This is a genomic window from Huijunlia imazamoxiresistens (genome assembly GCF_037132455.1).
GTDB classification, from domain to species: Bacteria; Bacteroidota; Bacteroidia; order Chitinophagales; family Chitinophagaceae; genus Flavisolibacter; species Flavisolibacter imazamoxiresistens.
The window spans coordinates 162374-181642 of record NZ_JBBBEI010000005.1 but is presented as its reverse complement, the minus strand read 5'-3'; the positions used below and the strand labels follow the sequence as shown (position 1 = coordinate 181642).

The following is a 19269-nucleotide window of genomic DNA, read 5'->3' as shown; positions in this document are numbered from 1 at the left end:
CCTTCCGGATGCTGCCCCTTTTTCCCATTATTAAAAACCATCAACCATGAAACAGAAAATTTTATGCGCCTGTATCTTCCTGGCCCTGGCCGTGACCACGGTGCTGGTCAGCGCCTTCGGCTATTACCAGAACGAAGCCTTTTATTATGCCTTTAAGCAACGGGTGTACCTGCGCACCGTTCCCTATAAATACGTCATCCGCTTCCTCGACAGCACCACCGCCCGGGGCGTGCTGCTCCGCTACGAACGGGAAGGCTTGCTGAAAACCGAACAGTGGAAAGACGAACGCACCGTGCTGGCCGCCACGGGGCAGGATACCGCCGCCCTGCTGCGCGCCCTCAGGGGACTTAAAGAAGTGCGCAGCCTGCAGCCCCTGTACCGGACGGCGGCGGAAGGCATGGACCTGGCAGCCACCGAAGAGATCCTGCTGCGGTTCCGTAGGGACCTGCCCCCCATCCAGCTCGACAGCCTGGTGAAACGATACGGCCTCGTATTGAAGCAGAAAGGCGAGGTCTTCCAGACCTACCTGGTCCCCAAAGCCGCCGGCACGCTGGCTACGGCCAATGCGGTGATGGAAAGCGGCGCCACCGAATTTGCCCACCCCAACTTCTTCCGCCCCCTGGTCTTGCACCAGGTGCCCAACGACGCCTACTTCAACTTTCAGTGGAACCTGCACAATACCGGCCAGGTGATCAACGACGGCCATACCGGCACCCCGGGCGCCGACATCAAGGCGCCGGCCGCCTGGCCCATCAGCATGGGCAGCAGCAGCGTGGTGGTGGCCGTGCTCGACGAGGGCGTCACCGCCAACCACCCCGACCTGCCCAATACGCGGCAGGTGCGGCTCAACGGCAGCAACTTCTCCACCTCCACCCCGGGCAACGACCCCTCCCCCACCACCAACGGCAACCACGGCAACGCCTGCGCCGGCATCGTGGCCGCCACCCGCAACAATGCCGAAGGAATTGCCGGCGTAGCGCCCAACTGCCGCATCATGCCCGTGAAGCTGCTCAACCCCGCCGCCTCCGACGCCAACATCGCCAATGCCATCACTTTTGCCAAGAACAACGGCGCCCAGGTGCTGTCCAACAGCTGGGGCTACAGCACGTCCAACCCCAACTTCGTCCCGGCCATCGTCAGTGCCATCCAGGACGCCGTGACCACCGGCCGCGGCGGCAAGGGCTGCGTGCTGGTGTTTGCCGCGGGCAATACCGCCCACCAGGCAGCCGCCAACAAAGGCTTCGTCACCTTCCCGGGCAATGTGAACGTGGCCGGCGTGCTCACCGTCGGCGCCTCCGACCGCTACGACCGGCAGGCCAATTACAGTCCGACCAGCAATACCGCCAGCACCAACAACCAGGTGGTGGACCTGGTGGCCCCCTCGCACCGGGCTTATCCCAGCCAGATTTCTGGCGAGAACTTCGAGATCTGGTCCATGGACCAGCCGGGAACGGCGGGCTACAACCCCAGCAGCGCCACCTACCTGCCGGCAGCCGGCACCAACTACCCCTCCTATACCGGCCGCATGGGCGGCACCTCCTCGGCCTGCCCGCAGGTAGCCGGCGCGGCCGCCCTGCTGCTGTCGCTGAACGCGGCCCTTACCCAGCAGCAGGTGTTCCACATCCTCACCAAAAATGCCGACAAGGTGGGCGGCTACGCCTATAACGCCTCGGGCTTCAGCAACGAACTGGGCTTTGGCCGCCTGAACCTGTACCGGGCCGTGCTGCAGGCCGGCGCCGACCTGTGGATGCAGGACCAGTCGACCGACACGGGCCTGGAAGCCAACCCCTCCACCCTGCCCTATTACGCTTCGCCCGACATCTGGGTCCGCAACAGCATGGACGGCGGCACGGTGCACCAGAACCCGAAAGCCAATGTTACTAACTACGTGTACGTGAAGGTGCGCAACCGCGGCACCCTGGCCTCGGCTGCCAGCGGCAACAACCTCAAGTTGTACTGGGCGCATGCCGCCGCCGGCCTGGGCTGGAGCTATCCGTGGGTGGGCGCCAACTATTATTGCAACGGGAACGTGGTGGCCGTGGGCGGCGCTATCGGCACCAAGGCAGTGCCGGCCGTGGGCGCCGGTGGTTCCACGGTGCTCGTCTTTCCGTGGGTGCCTGCCAAACCCAGCAGCTTCTCCGACTGCTTCGGCGCCGCCTCGGCGCATTACTGCCTGCTGGCGCGCCTCGAAACCAGGCCGTCGAGCCCCTACGGCATGGCCTTCCCCGAAACCCCTGACCTGGGCGCCAATGTGCGCAACAACAACAACATTGTTTGGAAGAACGTATCGGTGATCGAGCTGCTGCCGGAGTTTTACCCCATCCGCACCTCGGTGCTGCTGACCGGCTCCAGGTTCCTGCGCCAGAAATTCACGGCCGCCGACCTGAAACTGGTGGTACCGCGGGAAAAAGGCAACAACAACATCCTGCAGGCCGCCCAGCTGGACATTGACCTGGGCGTATTCACCGGTCCCTGGCTGCAGGCCGGCGGCAAGGTGGATAAGGGCGAAGTGTACCGCGATCCGACCGGCCGGGTGCGGATCCGGCTGTACGACACGGCGGCTACCATCTATGGCATTCCCATCCGCCCCGACCAGATCGGCAGCATAACGGTGGAACTGGCAACCAGGGTCTTCAGCCCGGACAAGCTGTTCCTGTTCGACCTGCAGCTGTTGTCCCAGCGGACGGTTATCGGCGGCGAGCGGTTCGACGTACGGTTTGTCCAAGAGATCCTCCAGACGAAGGCCGGTGTATCCGCGCCGCAGGCCGTACCGGAGGCAGAAACGAAGACCGCCCAGCTGAACGCCTTCCAGAACGGCGGCCAGCTGCTGCTGCAAAAGTTTGACGGCCGCCGCTACGCGGTCCGGATCCTCAACGGCAACGGGCAGGTGGTCGCCCGCCTGGCCATGACCAACCAGGCGTCGGTGCCCGCCGGCCGCTTGCTGCCGGGCATGTACATCGTGGCGCTGACGGATGAAAAAGACAACCGCCTGCACACCCGGAAAGTGGTGATCCGGTAACACAAGCAAAGAAAAACCAACCACCCTAAAAGCCGGTTGGCTCCCGCCCGGGCGGGAGCCAACCGGCTTTTCTTGTTTTGAATCATGGATAACGCTCTGCCGTTTAATTTCTCAGGACAATCCGTTCCCATTTCCAACAAATCCACGATTATTAAAGTATTGCCCGCAACCGGCCCTGGCAGACCGGCTGCTTTACTGTCCGGCACCTTATGACTGTTTCCCGGAACCAGATTGTTTATCCAAAAATTGCAGTATGAAACAGTTCAGGCACCTTTACCGCCGCACCCTGTTCCCCGCGGTCCTTATCGCCCTTCTCTTTACCGCCTGCCGGAAAGACCTCGCCCCGGAAACCCCGGCCGATACGGCGGCCGCCCCGCCCTCGGCCATTGCGCAACAAACCCGGCAGCCCGAGCCCTCCCGCTACCGGCCCAACGAAGCCCTCCTCATTTTACCCGAAGACACCAGGGACGAACAGCGCAAGGTGATCGAAGCGATCCTGCGCCAGAAATATTTTCCCAACCTGCGGGTGGCGTTTACCCGCTGTATCTGCGACCCCAACATCATCACTATGAGGGGACGGGGCATCGACCCCATCGTGGATTCGCTGATCATCAACGGGCCCGGCTCGAAACTGTCACCAACCTCCACGACGGTAGGCGTCAGCGGTCCCGGTAACAGCACTACCCGGCTGATCCTGTCGAAGAACCTGCTGTTCCGCAACGGCACCCCCTCCACCCGCCTGCCCGCCCCCCGCCCCTTCGCTTATACCGGCAAGCCCGGGAAGGTCCGGCTGGCGGTGATCGATACCGGCCTGGATACCCTGCGCTACTTCCCGGCCACCACCTATGCCCGGTTCCTGCTGCCGGCTTCCCCGGCCAACTACCACCTGGTGGGCATCACCAACCCCGCCCTCATGAACCGGAGCCGCTTCTTCGGCTGGAACTTTATCCGCAACAACCAGGACATCATGGACGATAATGCGGCCATGAAACACGGCACCCACGTCACCGGGCTGGTGCTGCAGCAAACCCCCGAGCTGGGGCCCGCCATTATCCCGCTGAAGGCCTTCGACGCCACCGGTAATGCGGCCCTGTCCGACCTGGCCTGCGCCCTGCGGTTTGCCGAGCTGGCCCGGGCCACCGTGGTCAATGCCTCCTGGGGCTACTATGGAAAAATCAACCTGGCGCTCCAGGCCGCCATCCGGAGGCTGCAGCTCAAAAACATCCTGCTGGTGGCCGCGGCCGGCAACGATTACGTGGACCTGACCACCTTCCCGCACTACCCGGCCTCCTTCAGCAAGGGCGCCCTCGGCTACCCCAACATCATTACCGTTACCTCCGCCACCTCCAATGGCGTCTGCGGCGGCAATAACTTCTCGCGGCTGCACGTGGATGCCGCCGTATCAGGCCGTGTCAATGTCAGCGGCATGCTGAATCCCTTCTCGGGTATCCCTGCCTGGCTGCCCAGCTGCACCTCTTTCAGCACGGCTGCGTTAACGGGGATCATCCTGCGCCATTTCTACGCCGGCCTGCCCACCGGCGGCTCCTTAAAGGAAAACGTCCTGGTCAGGATCCTGCCCGCCGGCGCCCCGGAACCCGCGCTGGTTTCCAGGGTCAGAACGGGAAAGCGGGTGGCGCAGTAACCAGTTTACGCGTTCACGGGTTTACAAGTTTACAGGTTGGCGTAACTCCGGGAGGAAAAGACCCGCAAAAACGAAAAACTACAAAAGTCTTCAAGACTTTTGTAGTTTCTTCCGAACTTCTCAATGCCCCAACTCAGGAACGCACTCGTAAACTCGTAAACCCGTAAACGCGTAAACTTGAAAAGGATACGGACGATAGGATTGCTGCTATTGCTCCTCCTGGCAAAGCCCGGAAGTGCAAAATGCCTGACCGGCACGGAGCTGTGGGAACGGGTGGAGTACCTGCGGCAGTCGGCGCGGACGCCTGAAGCCCAGCTGGAAGAGCTGCAGGGCCTGCAGCAACAGGCCATCGCCTGCGGCACCACCGCCGACTCGTCCTATGCCAGCCTGCTGCAGCGCCTGGGCGTGCTGTATTTTCTGAAACAGGACCTGCCCCGGGCCATCCGCTATGCCGAAGCCGCGGTGCAGGCCGGCCGCCTCCGCAACCCCAGCACCAACCCCGCCCACCTGGCCAAGAGCTATTACAACCTGGCGATCTTTTACAAAACCCAAAACCGCTTTGCCCCAAGCCAGGCGGCCTTCGACTCCTGCATCGCCTATGCCCGGCCCTACGCGGCCAACCGGCGCTTCGCCGCCCTGTCGCAGCTCAACCTGTCGAACCTCTTTTTCCGGAAAGGCGACTATGGCCTGTCGGTGCTCCACGCCGAAAAAGGAGCCCTGCTCTCCCGCGAGCTGGCCGATCCCTTGCTGGAAGCCTCCTGCCTGCGCGAAAAGGCCCAGGCCCTGTCCGAAATCAACGAGCCCCAGGCGGCCACTGCCGCCATCCGCAGCAGCGTGGCCATTTACCAGGAAGCTTTTCAATTGCGGGAACCCGACTTCGCCACCCTGGCCGACCTGGCCAACGCCTACACCATCTTCGCCAAAACCCTGATCCATGCGAAAAAGCCGCTGCCGGCCATCGATTATTACCAGAAAGCCTTGGAGCTGTTTCGCAAGACCGGCCACCAGCAGGGGTGCTTTACCTCGCTGAACAACATCGGTTATACGTACACGGAAGAACTGGCCGACTACCCGCAGGGAAAAACCTGGTACCGCAAGGCCCTCCGCTATGCCGGCAGCAACGACGACACCCTCCTGTACTACACGAATATCAGCGCCATTTTCAACAAGGAAAAGCAGTACGACAGCTCCCTCCGCTACCTGCAGTATGCCCTGCTGGCACTGCCCCTGGGCTTCCGCAACCCCGACCCGGCGGCCGACCCCGACGCCGGGCAGCTGGCACAAAGCTCCGGCAAGGTGATGGCGCTGAACCTGGTGGCGGGCAAGGGCGACCTCTGGCTCGACAAATACCGCAGCACCCGCCACGGCCCCTACCTGCAGCAGGCGCTGCGCACCTACTACCTGGCCGACAAGGTGGTGGACGCCATGCGCTTCGAACAGCAGGCCAGCGAATCGAAGCTGTTCTGGCGACAAAACACCTGCCGCCTGTACGAGAACGCCATCGAAGTGTGCTACCTGCTGCAGCGGCCCGCCGAGGCCTTCTACTTCTTTGAAAAGGGGCGCTCGGCCCTGCTGTACGACCAGCTGCGGGAGCAGGAATGGCTGGTGAAAAAAAATGCCGCCGCCCTGGAAAGGCAGGCGCAGCTGCAAACCGAGCTGGTGAAAGGGAAACGGGAACTGGCGGCCCTGCCGGGCAACGGGCGCCGCCGAGACGAACTGGTCAACCAGGTGTTCAACAGCGAACAGGCGCTCTCCCGGCTCATGGAGGACCTCAAAAAACGGGCGCCTTATTATTTCAACAATTTTCTGGACTCCTCCTTCGTGACCCTGCCCCAACTGCAACAACACCTGCGCCGCCACCGCCAGGGCATGGTGGAGCTGTTCGAAGGCGACAGCGCCGTGTACGTCCTGGTGCTGCTACCCGACGCCCTCCGTTTTAAAAAAATCGGCAAGCAGGAGTACGACCGCCAGGTGGCCGATTATATTTCCTATATTTCCAACGAACCCCTCCTCAACCGCAAGTTCAACACGTTTGTGCAGGTGGCGCACCGGCTGCACCAGCTGATCTTCGGCCCCACGCCCCTGCCGGCGGGCCGCCTGGTGGTGGCCCCCGACGGCCGCTACTTTCCCTTCGAGGCCCTGGTGAGCCGGCAAAGCGGCGACTCGGTCACCTGGTTGCTGAACGACCATGCGGTGAGCTATACCTATTCGGCCCGCTACCTGCTGCTGCAGGAAGCGTCGGCGGCGCCGCGCCGGGCGGCCAGCTTTATGGGCATCGCGCCGGTGCGGTTTCCCCCCGGCTGGAACCTGGCCCCACTGGACGCCAGCGATCATTCGCTGGACCGCATCCGCGAACATTTTCAAAAGCCCGCCGTTTTCCTGTTCGAACAGGCTACCCGCGCCAACTTCCTGGAAGGCTTTTACCGGCACCGGGTGATCCAGCTCTATACCCATGCCACCGACAGCGGGCAGACGGGCGAACCGGCCATTTACCTGGCCGACTCGGTGCTGTACTTGTCCGACCTGGTGACGGGGCGGCGGCCGGTGACCGACCTGGTGATCCTGTCGGCCTGCGAAACCGGCTCGGGCCGGGTGTACCGGGGCGAAGGGGTGTTCAGCTTCAACCGGGGGCTGGCGGCGGTGGGCATTCCCGCTTCGGTCACCAACCTGTGGAGCGTGAACAACCAGACCACCTACCGCCTGACCGAGCTTTTTTACCAATATTTGGACAAAGGTCTTCCCAGCGACGAGGCCCTGCAACGGGCCAAGCTGGAATTTCTTCGCACGGCCTCCCGCACCGAGCAGCTGCCGTTTTACTGGGCCTCCATGATCCTGGCCGGCAAGACCGACCCCATCGCATTCACCAGGCCCTTTCCGTGGAAAGCAGGCGCCCTGGGGGCCGGCATGGCCCTACTGGCGGCCGGGGTTTTTTGGAAGTGGAAGCGCCGGAGCCGCCGCTAAGGCCCTGGAAAATCCGGCAGGATTTTTATACCGGCAATGGCTTTACTTTATCGACCACTTAAAACGTACAACATGATCAGAGTTGCGATTATTATCGGCAGCACCCGCCCCAACCGCGTGGGCGCAGCCGTGGGCCAATGGGTATACGAACTGGCCCAGAAAAGAACCGATGCCACCTTCGAGCTGGTGGACCTGCAACAGGTGAACCTGCCCCTGCTGGACGAGCCCTTCCCGCCCGGCATGCACAAATACCAGCACCAGCATACCAAGGACTGGGCGGCAAAGGTGGCTTCTTTCGATGCCTACGTGATCGTGTCGCCCGAGTACAACCACGGCATTCCGGGCGCCCTGAAGAACGCCCTCGATTTCGTTTATTCCGAATGGAACAACAAGGCCGCCGGCTTCGTGGCCTACGGCAGCGCCGGCGGCACCCGCGCCGTGGAACAGTTGCGGCTGGTGCTGGCGGAGCTGCAGGTGGCCACCGTACGCGAGCAGGTGGCCCTGTCGCTGTTTACCGACTTCGAGAACATGACCGTCTTCAAGCCGGCCGCCCACCACGAAAAAAAGCTCACCTCCCTGCTCAACCAGGTCATCAGCTGGGGCACGGCCCTGCAGCAGGTGCGTGGAAAATAGGGAAGGAAAGCGCCAGCGGCGGTTCCCTGATCCGTTTGCCGCACATACTTACCCACAAGCAGCACACAGCCGGGCCTGGTTAACAGGGTCTGAAAGGGGTGTATATTCTCCTTTTCCCAAAAACGAAACTGGCATGTTTCTTCTACCTTATTCACTGTGGTCGGAACCAGGTACTATACCAGGCCTGGCGGCCGCCCAAACCAGGGTTCCCTGGTCCGGAACAGCAACAGGTAGCCGAAATCATAAAGCCTGGAAACTAAGGATGAAAGACGATAGGCGCCTGCCCTGCCGGACAGCAACCCTTAACCAGCAGGGAAAATGACAGCCGATCCGGCCCTTCCCTGGACATAGGATGATCCTTTCGATGGAGTAGTTCGAAAAACCGTGATGAGCCAATCAGACCGGTGTTTTGTGTGATGGAGCAAGCTATAACGCAAGTACGCGATAGCTTGCTTTTCTTTTGGGATAGCCCTGCTAAAACTCCTCGATCACCGGGCGGCCCTCCAGCCAGGCCAGCATGTTCGTCACCAGGTAGTTCCAGTTCTGAAAGCCTTTGTTCAGCACGGGGGCGCCGGTTTCGGGTTCGTAGTATTCGTGCAGGGCGCCGGATCTTTCGAAATCCTTTCCGAACAGCCTCACCGTCTTTGCGGCCATTTCCCTTGCCTCGGCGTTGAACCCGTACCGCGCCAGGCCTTTGAACACCACGTAATTGGAAACGCCCCAGATGGGGCCCAGCCAGTTGGAGGGGTTGTTGCTGGCCCGCACGCTGTACATTTTTTCCATCTTCGAAAGGGTGCGGACCCCGTAAGGAGCCGCGAAGGTTTTGGCGTTTTTATAGTGCTCGGCCACCATCCGCCCGGCCTGCTCGGGGGTGGCGATGCCCGCCCACAGGGCCATGAAGCCGCTCCACACGCCGATGCGCTGGATAAGGCAGTCGTAGGTGCGCGGGAAGCCGGTATGCAGCACCAGGTTCAGGCCCAGGTATTTTCCCGGCGTTTCGGTAACGGGCAGCAGGTTGAGGTCCACCGAGTAGAAGAAGCCGTCGCGTTCATCCCAGCAGTGCTCCCGGATGGCCCCCTTCAGCGCTTCCGCGTCTTTGGCGTATTCGCCGGCGATTTCTTCAAGCTGCAGGCAATGCGCCAGGTAGGTCATGGCCTGGAGCTCTTTGTACATGAGGCAGTTTAAAAAGATGGAAGCCGAGCTGCGCGGCGGGCGGAAAAAGGTGGAGGGATCGTTGTCCACACCGATGGCCAGGTCGGTCTGCCAGAAGTACAGGCCTGTTTGCCGGTGGCGGTGGTGCGTCTGGTAGTTGTTGACAAAGTACTGCAGCAGGTAGAATTTTTCGCGGATCCAGTCGGCATTGCCGCCCCCCTGTTTGGTGAGGAAGGCGGCGTGCTGGGCCAGCACCGGCTTGTGCATATTGATCTCGTAAATGTTGTCGGGCATATGCTCCTTGTCGCGGGGGTTGGCATTGCTGAAGATGACGATGGGAATATAGCCGTCGGCGGCCGCGTATTGTAAGAAGTTCAGCACGCATCCCTGCTCGTAGGCGATGGCCTCCCGCTTATCCTTATCCGAACCCGCATCGGCCAGGATCTGCCGCAGGGCAATGTTGCTCCACCAGGAGTCCCAGTCCCAGAGGTCATTGGCATACTGGTCGCTGCCCGGGGTGATGAAGGGGAAAGGCAGGGTACCCTTGGCCTTCCGGAACATGCCCTTGTAATCGGCGTAAATATGTTTTTTGATAATACCCGAATAATGGGCGACACTGTCCGCAGGCTGCGCCTGGGTCATAGAGGCGGCAAGGCCGGCGAATAAGGTCAGCAGGATGGTTTTTGCTTTTCGGGTCAGGGCTATTTCATTCATACGGCAAACAGGGATGAGAAAATGCCTTCAAAATAGACAGACCGTCCCAATTAAAAAAAGGTAGCGGGGGAAAACCGGAAAAAATATGCCTTATTTGCGGCCGGAAATACGGATGAGGTAGCCTTGAGCCGCCCTTCCGCCTGCTTCCGTTCACGTTTGACCCCCAAATTTTATGCGACTGCTGAAACCAATACTGGCGTTGTTCCTGGCCTTTGCCGGACTGCTTTGCTTTTACCCGCAACCCTGGGCCAAGGGGCTGGTGCGCGGCGCCCTCCAGAAAGACTCGACCTTTCCACCGCCGGAGCTGGGCTTTAAAAAAGTGGGCTACCTCTTCATCGACTCCGCCGACCATGCCCACTTTCCCTCGGAGATCCTCCGCAAAAAGCTGCAGTATATCAACATTGTCTGTTTTGCCAATGCCTATATCGATACCGGCGGCCTTATCCAGGTGGGGTACCCGGCCTCCCTGGTCCGGACGCGGGCCCTTGCCCGGGAAAGCGGGGCCCGGGTGTTCCTGAGCGTCCAGGCCCGGCCGGCGCGCTGGAACCTGGTGACCTCCTCTGCCGGGCGGCAGACGAAGTTCATCCGGTCGGTCCTGGGAAAATTGCGGCATTACCAGCTGGACGGGCTCGACATCGACTGGGAGTTTCCCGGCGCCAAAACGGCCGCCGCCTTTACCGGCCTGCTGCGGGAGCTGGGCGACAGCTGCCATAAAAACGGGAAATATTATTTATCCGCCGCCCTTATTTCGGGCAACAATGCCGGCAGCCTGCGGGAGGCCGTCAGCGATTCAGTGCTGAAGAGCAAGGGGATCGACTTCTTCAACATCATGGCGTACGACGACCTGCGCCGCTCCGACGTGCTGCACCACCACGCCACGTACGAACATGCGGAAGCCTCCCTGCGCTACTGGATCGACCAGCGGAAGATGCCCGCCCGCAAAGCCGTCCTGGGCATTCCTTTCTTCGGCTATGCCTTACTGTATTACCGGGACACCGCCAAATCAAAGACGGCTTACGACACGCTGCTCTTCTCCAAGGGTTATGACACCCTGGTGCGGCGGGGGGCCCCGCCGCAGGCGGATTCCTTTACGTTTATCACCCGCTTCAAGGACAGCGGGCAGGTGCGGTTGCGTTACCTGTACAACGGCAAGACGACCGTGGAAAAAAAGGCCCGCCTGGCCCGGGCCCGCGCCGGCGGGCTCATGTTCTGGGAACTTACCCAGGACAGTCCCTACGACAGTACCTCATTGCTGTACCATATTCGAGCTTTAAACCTATAAGGGAAATTTCAAATGTCGGATTTCGGATCCCTTCAACGAAGAAAGACTCCTTCTGCAATCCAGGGTTCCGACATCCGACATCCGAAATCCTACCGTTTCTTCCTGGGGTCATCGGCTTCATTGATGTAGGTGATGCCCCAGGGACCGATGCCGTGCAGTTGGATCATCGCCTTATCCCGGGAAAAGGCATAATGGACGAAGCCGGTGGGCATTACGGAAAAGTCGCCGGTTTTGAGCTCCGTGGCGGTGCCTTCCTTAAACTCCTTGCCGGCCCCCATGTAAAAGGTGCCTTCCAGCACCGTCACATGCTCGATGGCGGGGTGGTAATGGGGCGCAATGCGGTAGTTGGCCGGCACCATCAGGCGGGCGGTAAAGGGACCGGCTTTGGCAAGGTCGCCTTCAATAACGGCCACCTGTACGCCGGGGGGCAGGGAGGGCGGACCGGGCTGCCAGTTCAGCTTATTGGCATGGACCATCAGGTGTTCCCCGGCCGGGTGGGCAGCTTGCCCGTGCTCCTGGGCATGGGCAGCGGGCAGCGCATACAAAGCGCTGGCAATCAGGATGAGCGCAACTTTTTTCATATGGCCTCCTTTTTCTTAAGTTACGGAATTTCCCCCGGGCGTGAACCCATCAATTCGTCCCCACCGGCAAGTTCGTGGTGCCGGCCTATACCGTGCTGAACGCCACGATCTTCTACACCACCCGCGCCCTGCGCTTTGGCGTGAAGCTCGACAACCTCACCGACCGCGAATACTACAAAGGCTGGTCCACCCTCGAGCCGCAGATGCCGCGCCGCCTGTCGGCCAACATCGCCTTCCGCTTTTAAGCCGCAAACCGGCAGGCTTACCGGTTACCGGCAAACGAAAAAGGGCTGTTCCCGCCGGGGAGCAGCCCTTTTTCATTTATGTCTTCTTTTACCCGGCAACAGCATTTCCAGGGGCGCGGCTATGCACTTGCCTGCAAACTGCTGCAAACCGCCTGGCCGGCGGCCTGGTAATATTTTTTGATCACTTTCATCAGGTGGCTGGCATCGGTAAATCCCAGGTCATAGGCGATCTCCTTGACGCTTTGCCCCGAATACTGCATCCGGCTTTGGGCCACATTGACACGGGCTTTCAAAATATACTCCTTCAGGTTTTCGCCTACCTTCTTCTTAAAATATTCACCCACATAGGTAGGCGCCAGGTTAAAGGCTCGGGCGATCGCTTCCACCTTCAGTTTGTCATTGTCAAACAGGTGGTACTGGATGTACTGCAACAGGTCCCGCACCTGCTGGTCCCTGGCCTGGTGGCTTTCCCGGAAGCTGTTTTCAAAATTGCGCACCAGCACGTTGAGCATCGCCACCATATTGGTACGGATAATGGATTCGGAGCCGCCCGGCTGCTGCTTTTCGTGCAGCATGCTGGTGATCAGGCTGACCATTAGGGCTTTATCCGCAGGGGAATGGATCACATCGCCCGGCTTCCGGTTATAGCTGCTGAGAATGTAATGCAGGTTCCGGAACCACTGGCTGTAGTCCATAAGCTGCCACTTGTCTTCCTGGAAGAACAGGGCGTTGAAGCGGATAAAAACGAATTGGGTCGGCGCCTGTATCCGGAAGGAATGGCAATCGTAGGGCGGCAGCAGGAAAATGCTGTCTTTTTCGTAGGGCAGGAAACTCCCATTGATGCATTGGCTCCCGGTGCCGTCCCGGATAAAAACCAGCTCAAAGAAATTATGCCGGTGCGGACGCCTGGTCCATTCGTGCAACTCCTCCTCCGAAATGTCGAAGGGTTGTACCGTTTGTTCCACCTGGAAATGTTGCTGTTGCTCCATATATCGGAAAGGATAGAGCAAATGTACTTGATTGCCCGGCATCGGTACGCTTACTATTTTTTTAACCGCAGCACGATTTTGCCTTTGGTTCGGCCGGTTTCCTGCTGCAGGTGCGCTTCGGCCATCTGCGAAAAGTCGTAGGTGCTGATCTGCGGTTTGATGATGCCTTGCTGCAGCCAGCTCGCCAGCACCTGCATATCGCCGCCATCAGATTGCACCAGGAAAAAGAAGGCGTTAATGCCCCTTTCCCGGGCCTGCCCGGTGATATCTTCCGGGATGCCGGTGGGGATGCTGAGGAGGATGCCGCCCGGCTTCAATACGCCGAAGGAACGGGTGATGTTTTCGCCGCCGATGGCATCGAATACCAGGTCCACATCCTGTACCGCTTCTTCGAAGCGCTGCGCCCGGTAATCGATATGTTCGTCGGCGCCCAGCCCCAGTACAAAATCCTTATTCCGGGCCGAAGATGTGCCGATCACGTACAGGCCCAGGTGCCTGGCGATTTGCACGACAAAGTGGCCTACCCCGCCTGCTGCGGCATGCACCAGGATGCGCTGGCCTTTGCGCACTTTGGCGTGGTGCACCAGTCCCTGGTAGGCGGTCAGTGCGGCCAGGGTGGTGGCAGCGGCTTCTTCAAAAGAGCTGTTGGCAGGCTTCAGTGCCAGGTGATGGGCCGGCGCCGCCACATATTCGGCGTACGCTTTTCCCTGGCCGGGAAAGTCCACCATGCCAAACACTTCATCGCCCGGTTTGAGGGTAGTATCGCTGCCGGCCTCCACGACCACGCCGCTGACATCCCACCCGATAACCTTAGGATCGGCGTCCTTGATCCGTCCGTAAAAGCCTTTGCCGGCGCGGGTCTTCACATCCACGGGGTTGATGCTGATCGCTTCTGTCTTTACCAGTACTTCATTGCTGTTGATGCCGGGTGTGGGCAGTTCGGTATACAAAAGGTTTTCCACGCCGCCGGCTTCCTTGAAAATGATCGCTTTCATGTATTTTATTTTATTGATTGTTGGATACAGCAAAGATGGTCGCCTTTGCCCCTGGTAAACGAGTACAATTTCAGGAAATGCCGGTAAAAAAAAGGGTGCCGGTAAAAGGATGAAGACTTTTTATGGAACAACCATAAAACAAAAAAGCCCCAGATTGCTCTGAGGCTTTTTGCGGACCGGACGGGACTCGAACCCGTCTCGCCCTAGGCGAGATGCCAGGGCGACGTTCTAACCGACTGAACTACCGGTCTGAACAAGACGGCTATAAAACAAAAAAGCCCCAGATTACTCTAGGGCTTCTTGCGGACCGGACGGGACTCGAACCCGTCTCGCCCTAGGCGAGATGACAGGGCGGCATTCTAACCGACTGAACTACCGGTCTGAACAAGACAGCTATAAAACAAAAAAGCCCCAGATTACTCTAGGGCTTCTTGCGGACCGGACGGGACTCGAACCCGCGACCTCCGCCGTGACAGGGCGGCATTCTAACCGACTGAACTACCGATCCAAAGTATGTAAGAACTATTCTTATCTTTCTTTTTCCAACTTCACGGGCTATTTTACAACCCGTTTCGTTATCGTTGGGGTTGCAAATATAGAGGAAGATTGACGGAAAAGTCAAGACTGGCTAAAATTTTTTTTCCAATTTTTCCCAAACAACCTCCCGAACACTTCTAAACAACTGATTATCAGCAATCCTCAACCCCTCCCCTGCCCCCAAACAACTCGTGAACTTGTGAACTCGTAAACGCGTAAACGGCTCATTTCACCGAATCCGTTCGCGTCTCCTTCATTTGGATCGTTTCGGAAACGGCGATGGAGGTGGTGCGGGTGGAGCTGTTGCCGGAAGCATCACGGCAGTTGACCTTGATGATGTAGATCCGCGGCTTGTTGCCCGTCAGCCGCAGGGCCTGCAGCCGCACCAGGCGGTTGCTCAGCACCTGCCAGCCGCCGCTGCCCGGGTCGTTGCTGGTAACGGAAAGCGTGCAGGCGGCCTCGCCGGAATTGTCCGTGGCCGTATAGCCCACCTCCACGTCGTGCATCGAGTTGTCCGAAGGCCACAGCCGCAGTTGCGATAACTGCAGCCGCGACAGCACCGGCGGCTCGTTGTCCGTGACCGTTACCGTGAACGAACATTTTTTGCCCGAGGCAACCGTTGTCATGACGGTGGCCGAACCCAGCCTGAAAAACGAACCCGAAGCCGGCGTATAGGTGACGGCGCCGCAGGAGGCGGAAGCGGTAGCAGCCGGAAAGCGGACGGTGGCCCCGCCCTGCCCGCTGTCGGCGGCGACCACGATATTGGCCGGGCAATGCAGCGTACACTCCTGGGCCTGGAGGGAAAAGGCGCAGGCCGCTGAAAAAGTGAACAAAAGAAGTCGTTTCATCTTCCTAATTTACGTTTTTCGCTCCAGGACAGGAAGGCCTGCCGCAGGTCGATTTCCGGAAATAAATTAGGTTTATTGTTTATCTTACTGCTTTGTTTTGCTCCCGAGGCAACCACCACCGGCGTCCTTTTGTCTTCTAAAAAATTGCAACATGATGAAACCGCTGCTCGTATTCCTGTTGATCGGCTTCACTTTTTCCACCGCCCGCCTGCAGGCCCCCTCCCCTTCCGGCAACGACAGCCAGCAACTGGCGGCCCTGGTGAACAGTTATTACGAAGAAGGCTTGCGGCTGTTCCCGCTCGATGCGACCGAAAACGGCGACTACCGCTACAACGACCTGCTGTTCGCCGATTTTACGGACTCCTACCGCGCTACGCTCAAAGAATTTTACTACCATTACCTTTTTGCCCTCAAAGACGTAAAACGGGAAAACCTGGGCAGCAGCGACCGGATCAGCTACGACCTGCTGAAAAAAGAGCTGGACATCAAGCTGGAAGGGCTGGCGTTTAAATACAACCGGATGCCGGCCGACCAGTTTTCGCACAGCCTGCCCCTGGTGCTGGCCCAATTCGGGAGCGGCGACGTGGTGCAGCCCTTCAAAACCATAAAGGATTACGACAACTGGATCCGCAGGGCCACCGCCTTTTCGGCCTGGACCGACAGCGCCCTGGCGTACTTCCGCAAAGGGATGGCCGAAAACATCGTATTGCCCCGGGCCCTGGTGGCCAAGATGATCCCGCAGCTGGAAGCCCTGGTGGCCAACGCCCCCACCCAGAGCGTGTTCTACGGGCCCATCCGCAAGCTGCCGCAGGCGTTTCCCGAAGAAGAGAAAAAGCGCCTGACCGAGGCCTATGTGCGCCTGATCAACGGGCACCTCAACTCGGCCTACCGCCGGCTGGCCAATTTTCTGAAAACCGAATACCTGCCCGTTACCCGCACCACCAGCGGGTGGGGTGCCCTGCCGGGCGGCAATAAAATGTACCAGTACCGCATCCGCCAGCAGACCACTACGAATACCTCCGCCGACGCGCTGTTCCAGACCGGGCTGGCGGAAGTGAAACGCATCCGGGCGGAAATGGAAAAAGTAAAAGCCCAGATCGGCTTCCGCGGCAGCCTCGACAGCCTGTTCCGGTACATGACGACGGATGCCCGGTTCTTTCCCTATAAAACACCCGAAGAGGTGTTGAATGCCTACAGGGCCCTCCAACAAAAGATCGAACCTTCCCTGGCCAAAATGTTCACCCAAACGCCGAAAACCCCTTTTGTCATCAAGCAAACCGAAGCGTTCCGTGCCGCCTCCGCCGCCGCGGAATATTATCCCGGCTCGCTGGAAAACAACCGCCCCGCCATCTTTTATGTGCCGATAGTGGACGTCACCAAAACCGAGCTGGATGAAAGCGTGTTTTTGCACGAAGCCATACCGGGCCATCACTACCAGCTTTCCCTGCAATACGAGAACGAACGCCTGCCGAAGTTCCGCCGCTATGGCGGCACGGGGGCTTACGTGGAAGGCTGGGCGCTGTATGCCGAAAGCCTGGGCAAGGAGCTGGGCGTGTATACCGATCCCTACCAATACCTGAGGGCCCTGGGCTCGGAAATCCACCGGGCCATCCGCCTGGTGACCGATGCGGGCCTGCACGCCAAAGGCTGGACCCGCGAGCAGGCGATCCAATACATGCGGGAGAACGAACCCATTTCGGAACAATTTGCCACTGCCGAGATCGAGCGGTACATGGCCTGGCCCGGGCAGGCGCTGACCTACAAGGTTGGCGAACTCAAAATCAAGGAACTGCGCAACCGCTACAGCCGGCAGCTGGGCGCCCGCTTCCGCCTGTCCGCCTTCCACGACGAACTGCTGAAAGACGGCGCCCTGCCCCTGGATCTCCTGGAACAGAAGATGAACGCCTGGGCCATGAAACAATGATTTCGGATGTCTATTGCCTGGCTGCCCTACCTGCTATCCGGCCGGAAAACAGGCAGCCGCCGAGGAAGGAGCCTTCCAGCGCCCGGTAGCCGTGCATGCCGCCGCCGCCGAAGCCCGCCACCTCGCCGGCTGCGTACAGGCCCGGCACCGGGCGGCCATCGGCGTCCAGCACCCGGGCCTCCAGGTCGGTTTGCAGGCCGCCCAGGGTTTTGCGGGTGAGCAGGTGCAGCCGTACGGCGATGAGCGGGCCCGCGGCCGGGTCCAGGATGCGGTGCAGCGGGGCGGTGCGGATGAGGCGGTCGCCCAGGTAGCGGCGGGCCGAGCGGATGGCGGCGATCTGGAGGTCTTTTCCGAAACGGTTGTCCAGCTCCCGGTCGCGGGCCCGCACCTGTTCCTCCACTTGTTCTTTATCGAGCAGGGTGGTCCCGGCCAGTGCATTCATGCCGTCCACCAGCTCACGAAGGTTGTTGCGAACGATAAAGTCCTCTCCTTTTTGCTTGAACGCCTCCACCGGCGGGGTGGCCTTTTTACCGACCGCCCTGCCCACCACCTGTCCCCAGCTTTTGGCCGTCAGGTCGGGGTTCTGTTCCGAGCCCGACAAAGCAAATTCTTTGCGGATGATCTTCTGGTTCAGGAGAAACCAGGAGTAGTCGTATTGATGGAGGCCCAGGTGCTGCAGGGTGCCCAGGGTGTCGAAGCCCGGGAACAGCGGCACGGGCAGGCGGGCCCCTGCGGGGTCGAACCAGAGGGAGGAAGGCCCCGGCAGGATGCGGATGCCGTGCTGGGGCCAGATAGGCGCCCAGTTTTTCACCCCTTCGGTATAATGCCACATCCGGTCGGGGTTGATGATGTGGCCGCCGGCGGCGGCGGCCACCCCCAGCATGCGGCCGTCCACGTGGGCCGGCACGCCCGACAGCAGCCGGCGGGGCGGCGGGCCCAGGCGCTGCGGCCAGTTTTGCCGCACCAGGTCGAGGTTGGCCCCGATGCCGCCGGAAGTAACGATCACCGCCGGGGCCTCGAACCGGAAGTCGCCCCTCACCTGGTTGGAGGAAGGCGCTCCCCGTTGCATCCAGCTGGGTTCCAGCAGGCTGCCCCGCACGCCGGTGACGGCGCCGCCGCGCATCGTCAGCTCCTCCACGCGGTGGCGGCATTTGAGCTGCAGGAGCCCCTTCTTTTCGGCTTCGCGTACCCGGTAGATAAAGGGTGCCAGCACCCCCGGCCCCGTGCCCCAGGCCACGTGGAAGCGGGGCACCGAATTACCGTGGCCGATGGCGCCATAGCCGCCTCTTTCGGCCCAGCCCACCACCGGGAAGATGCGGATGCCCAGCCCCCGCAGCCAGGCGTACTTTTCGCCGGCAGCAAAGGCCACGTAGGACTCCGCCCATTTGCGGGGCCAGTGGTCTTCCGGCCGGTCGAAAGCGGCGGTGCCCATCCAGTCCTGCAGGGCCAGGGCATGGCTGTCGCGGATGCCTAAGCGCCGTTGCTCCGGCGTGTTCACCATAAACAGGCCGCCCAGCGACCAGAAGGCCTGGCCGCCCAGGCTTTGTTCGGGCTCCTGGTCCAACAATAATACACGCCTGCCTGTTGCAACCAATTCGGAGGCTGCCACCAGTCCGGCCAGGCCGGCCCCTACGATGATGACGTCAGCGGAGAAAGACATGGCAAGAAGTTTTGGGGTGAGCTTACTAAGCTACGCCATAAATAAAAAAGAAGTAGAGGCAAGCCTGCTGTCCGGGTGCAGCGCTTG

Annotated in this window: 13 protein-coding genes and 3 tRNA genes; 7 read left to right on the top strand and 9 right to left on the bottom strand. The window is 60.3% G+C overall.

Going from position 1 to position 19269, the window contains the following annotated elements; translation table 11 throughout:
• Window positions 1-46: 46 nt before the first annotated feature.
• From V9K67_RS08160 to V9K67_RS08145, 4 genes are all read left to right on the top strand, one after another.
• Window positions 47-3019, top strand: a complete 2973-nt coding sequence (locus tag V9K67_RS08160) for a S8 family serine peptidase (protein WP_336721366.1) — start codon at window positions 47-49, stop codon at window positions 3017-3019.
• A 253-nt stretch (window positions 3020-3272) separates the two neighbouring features.
• A complete protein-coding gene (locus V9K67_RS08155) occupies window positions 3273-4661 on the top strand; it encodes a S8 family serine peptidase (RefSeq protein ID WP_336721365.1) in 1389 nt (462 codons plus the stop codon).
• A 177-nt stretch (window positions 4662-4838) separates the two neighbouring features.
• Window positions 4839-7622, top strand: a complete 2784-nt coding sequence (locus V9K67_RS08150) for a CHAT domain-containing protein (protein WP_336721364.1) — start codon at window positions 4839-4841, stop codon at window positions 7620-7622.
• A gap of 72 nt (window positions 7623-7694) precedes the next feature.
• A complete protein-coding gene (locus V9K67_RS08145) occupies window positions 7695-8255 on the top strand; it encodes an NADPH-dependent FMN reductase (protein ID WP_336721363.1) in 561 nt (186 codons plus the stop codon).
• Between the two features lie 474 nt (window positions 8256-8729).
• Here the strand turns inward: V9K67_RS08145 and V9K67_RS08140 are convergent, their stop codons facing one another.
• A complete protein-coding gene (locus V9K67_RS08140) occupies window positions 8730-10121 on the bottom strand; it encodes an MGH1-like glycoside hydrolase domain-containing protein (protein ID WP_336721362.1) in 1392 nt (463 codons plus the stop codon).
• Between the two features lie 172 nt (window positions 10122-10293).
• Between V9K67_RS08140 and V9K67_RS08135 the strand changes: the two genes are divergently transcribed.
• The gene (locus V9K67_RS08135; RefSeq protein WP_336721361.1) at window positions 10294-11403 is read left to right on the top strand and encodes a glycosyl hydrolase family 18 protein; all 1110 of its coding nucleotides are present in this window, start codon (window positions 10294-10296) and stop codon (window positions 11401-11403) included.
• A gap of 89 nt (window positions 11404-11492) precedes the next feature.
• Here the strand turns inward: V9K67_RS08135 and V9K67_RS08130 are convergent, their stop codons facing one another.
• A complete protein-coding gene (locus tag V9K67_RS08130) occupies window positions 11493-11984 on the bottom strand; it encodes a cupin domain-containing protein (RefSeq protein ID WP_336721360.1) in 492 nt (163 codons plus the stop codon).
• Window positions 11985-12058: 74 nt separating this feature from the next.
• Here V9K67_RS08130 and V9K67_RS08125 point away from each other — a divergent pair, with 74 nt between their 5' ends.
• Complete coding sequence (locus V9K67_RS08125) at window positions 12059-12229, top strand: hypothetical protein (protein WP_336721358.1); 171 nt, start codon at window positions 12059-12061, stop codon at window positions 12227-12229.
• A gap of 119 nt (window positions 12230-12348) precedes the next feature.
• Here V9K67_RS08125 and V9K67_RS08120 read toward each other — a convergent pair whose 3' ends face one another.
• From V9K67_RS08120 to V9K67_RS08095, 6 genes are all read right to left on the bottom strand, one after another.
• Entirely contained in the window at window positions 12349-13218 is an 870-nt protein-coding gene (locus tag V9K67_RS08120; protein ID WP_336721357.1) for an AraC family transcriptional regulator, read from the bottom strand.
• A 53-nt stretch (window positions 13219-13271) separates the two neighbouring features.
• On the bottom strand, window positions 13272-14213 hold the full coding sequence (locus tag V9K67_RS08115; RefSeq protein WP_336721356.1) for an NADP-dependent oxidoreductase: 942 nt from the start codon (window positions 14211-14213) through the stop codon (window positions 13272-13274).
• 172 nt (window positions 14214-14385) lie between these two features.
• Window positions 14386-14463: transfer RNA gene (locus tag V9K67_RS08110), tRNA-OTHER, on the bottom strand.
• Window positions 14464-14516: 53 nt separating this feature from the next.
• Window positions 14517-14594, bottom strand: a tRNA-OTHER gene (locus V9K67_RS08105).
• 53 nt (window positions 14595-14647) lie between these two features.
• Window positions 14648-14721, bottom strand: a tRNA-Asp gene (locus V9K67_RS08100).
• 253 nt (window positions 14722-14974) lie between these two features.
• A complete protein-coding gene (locus V9K67_RS08095) occupies window positions 14975-15598 on the bottom strand; it encodes an HYR domain-containing protein (RefSeq protein WP_336721354.1) in 624 nt (207 codons plus the stop codon).
• A gap of 151 nt (window positions 15599-15749) precedes the next feature.
• Between V9K67_RS08095 and V9K67_RS08090 the strand changes: the two genes are divergently transcribed.
• Entirely contained in the window at window positions 15750-17522 is a 1773-nt protein-coding gene (locus V9K67_RS08090; RefSeq protein WP_336721353.1) for a DUF885 domain-containing protein, read from the top strand.
• A 10-nt stretch (window positions 17523-17532) separates the two neighbouring features.
• Here V9K67_RS08090 and V9K67_RS08085 read toward each other — a convergent pair whose 3' ends face one another.
• The gene (locus V9K67_RS08085; RefSeq protein ID WP_336721351.1) at window positions 17533-19182 is read right to left on the bottom strand and encodes an FAD-binding dehydrogenase; all 1650 of its coding nucleotides are present in this window, start codon (window positions 19180-19182) and stop codon (window positions 17533-17535) included.
• Window positions 19183-19269 lie beyond the last annotated feature (87 nt).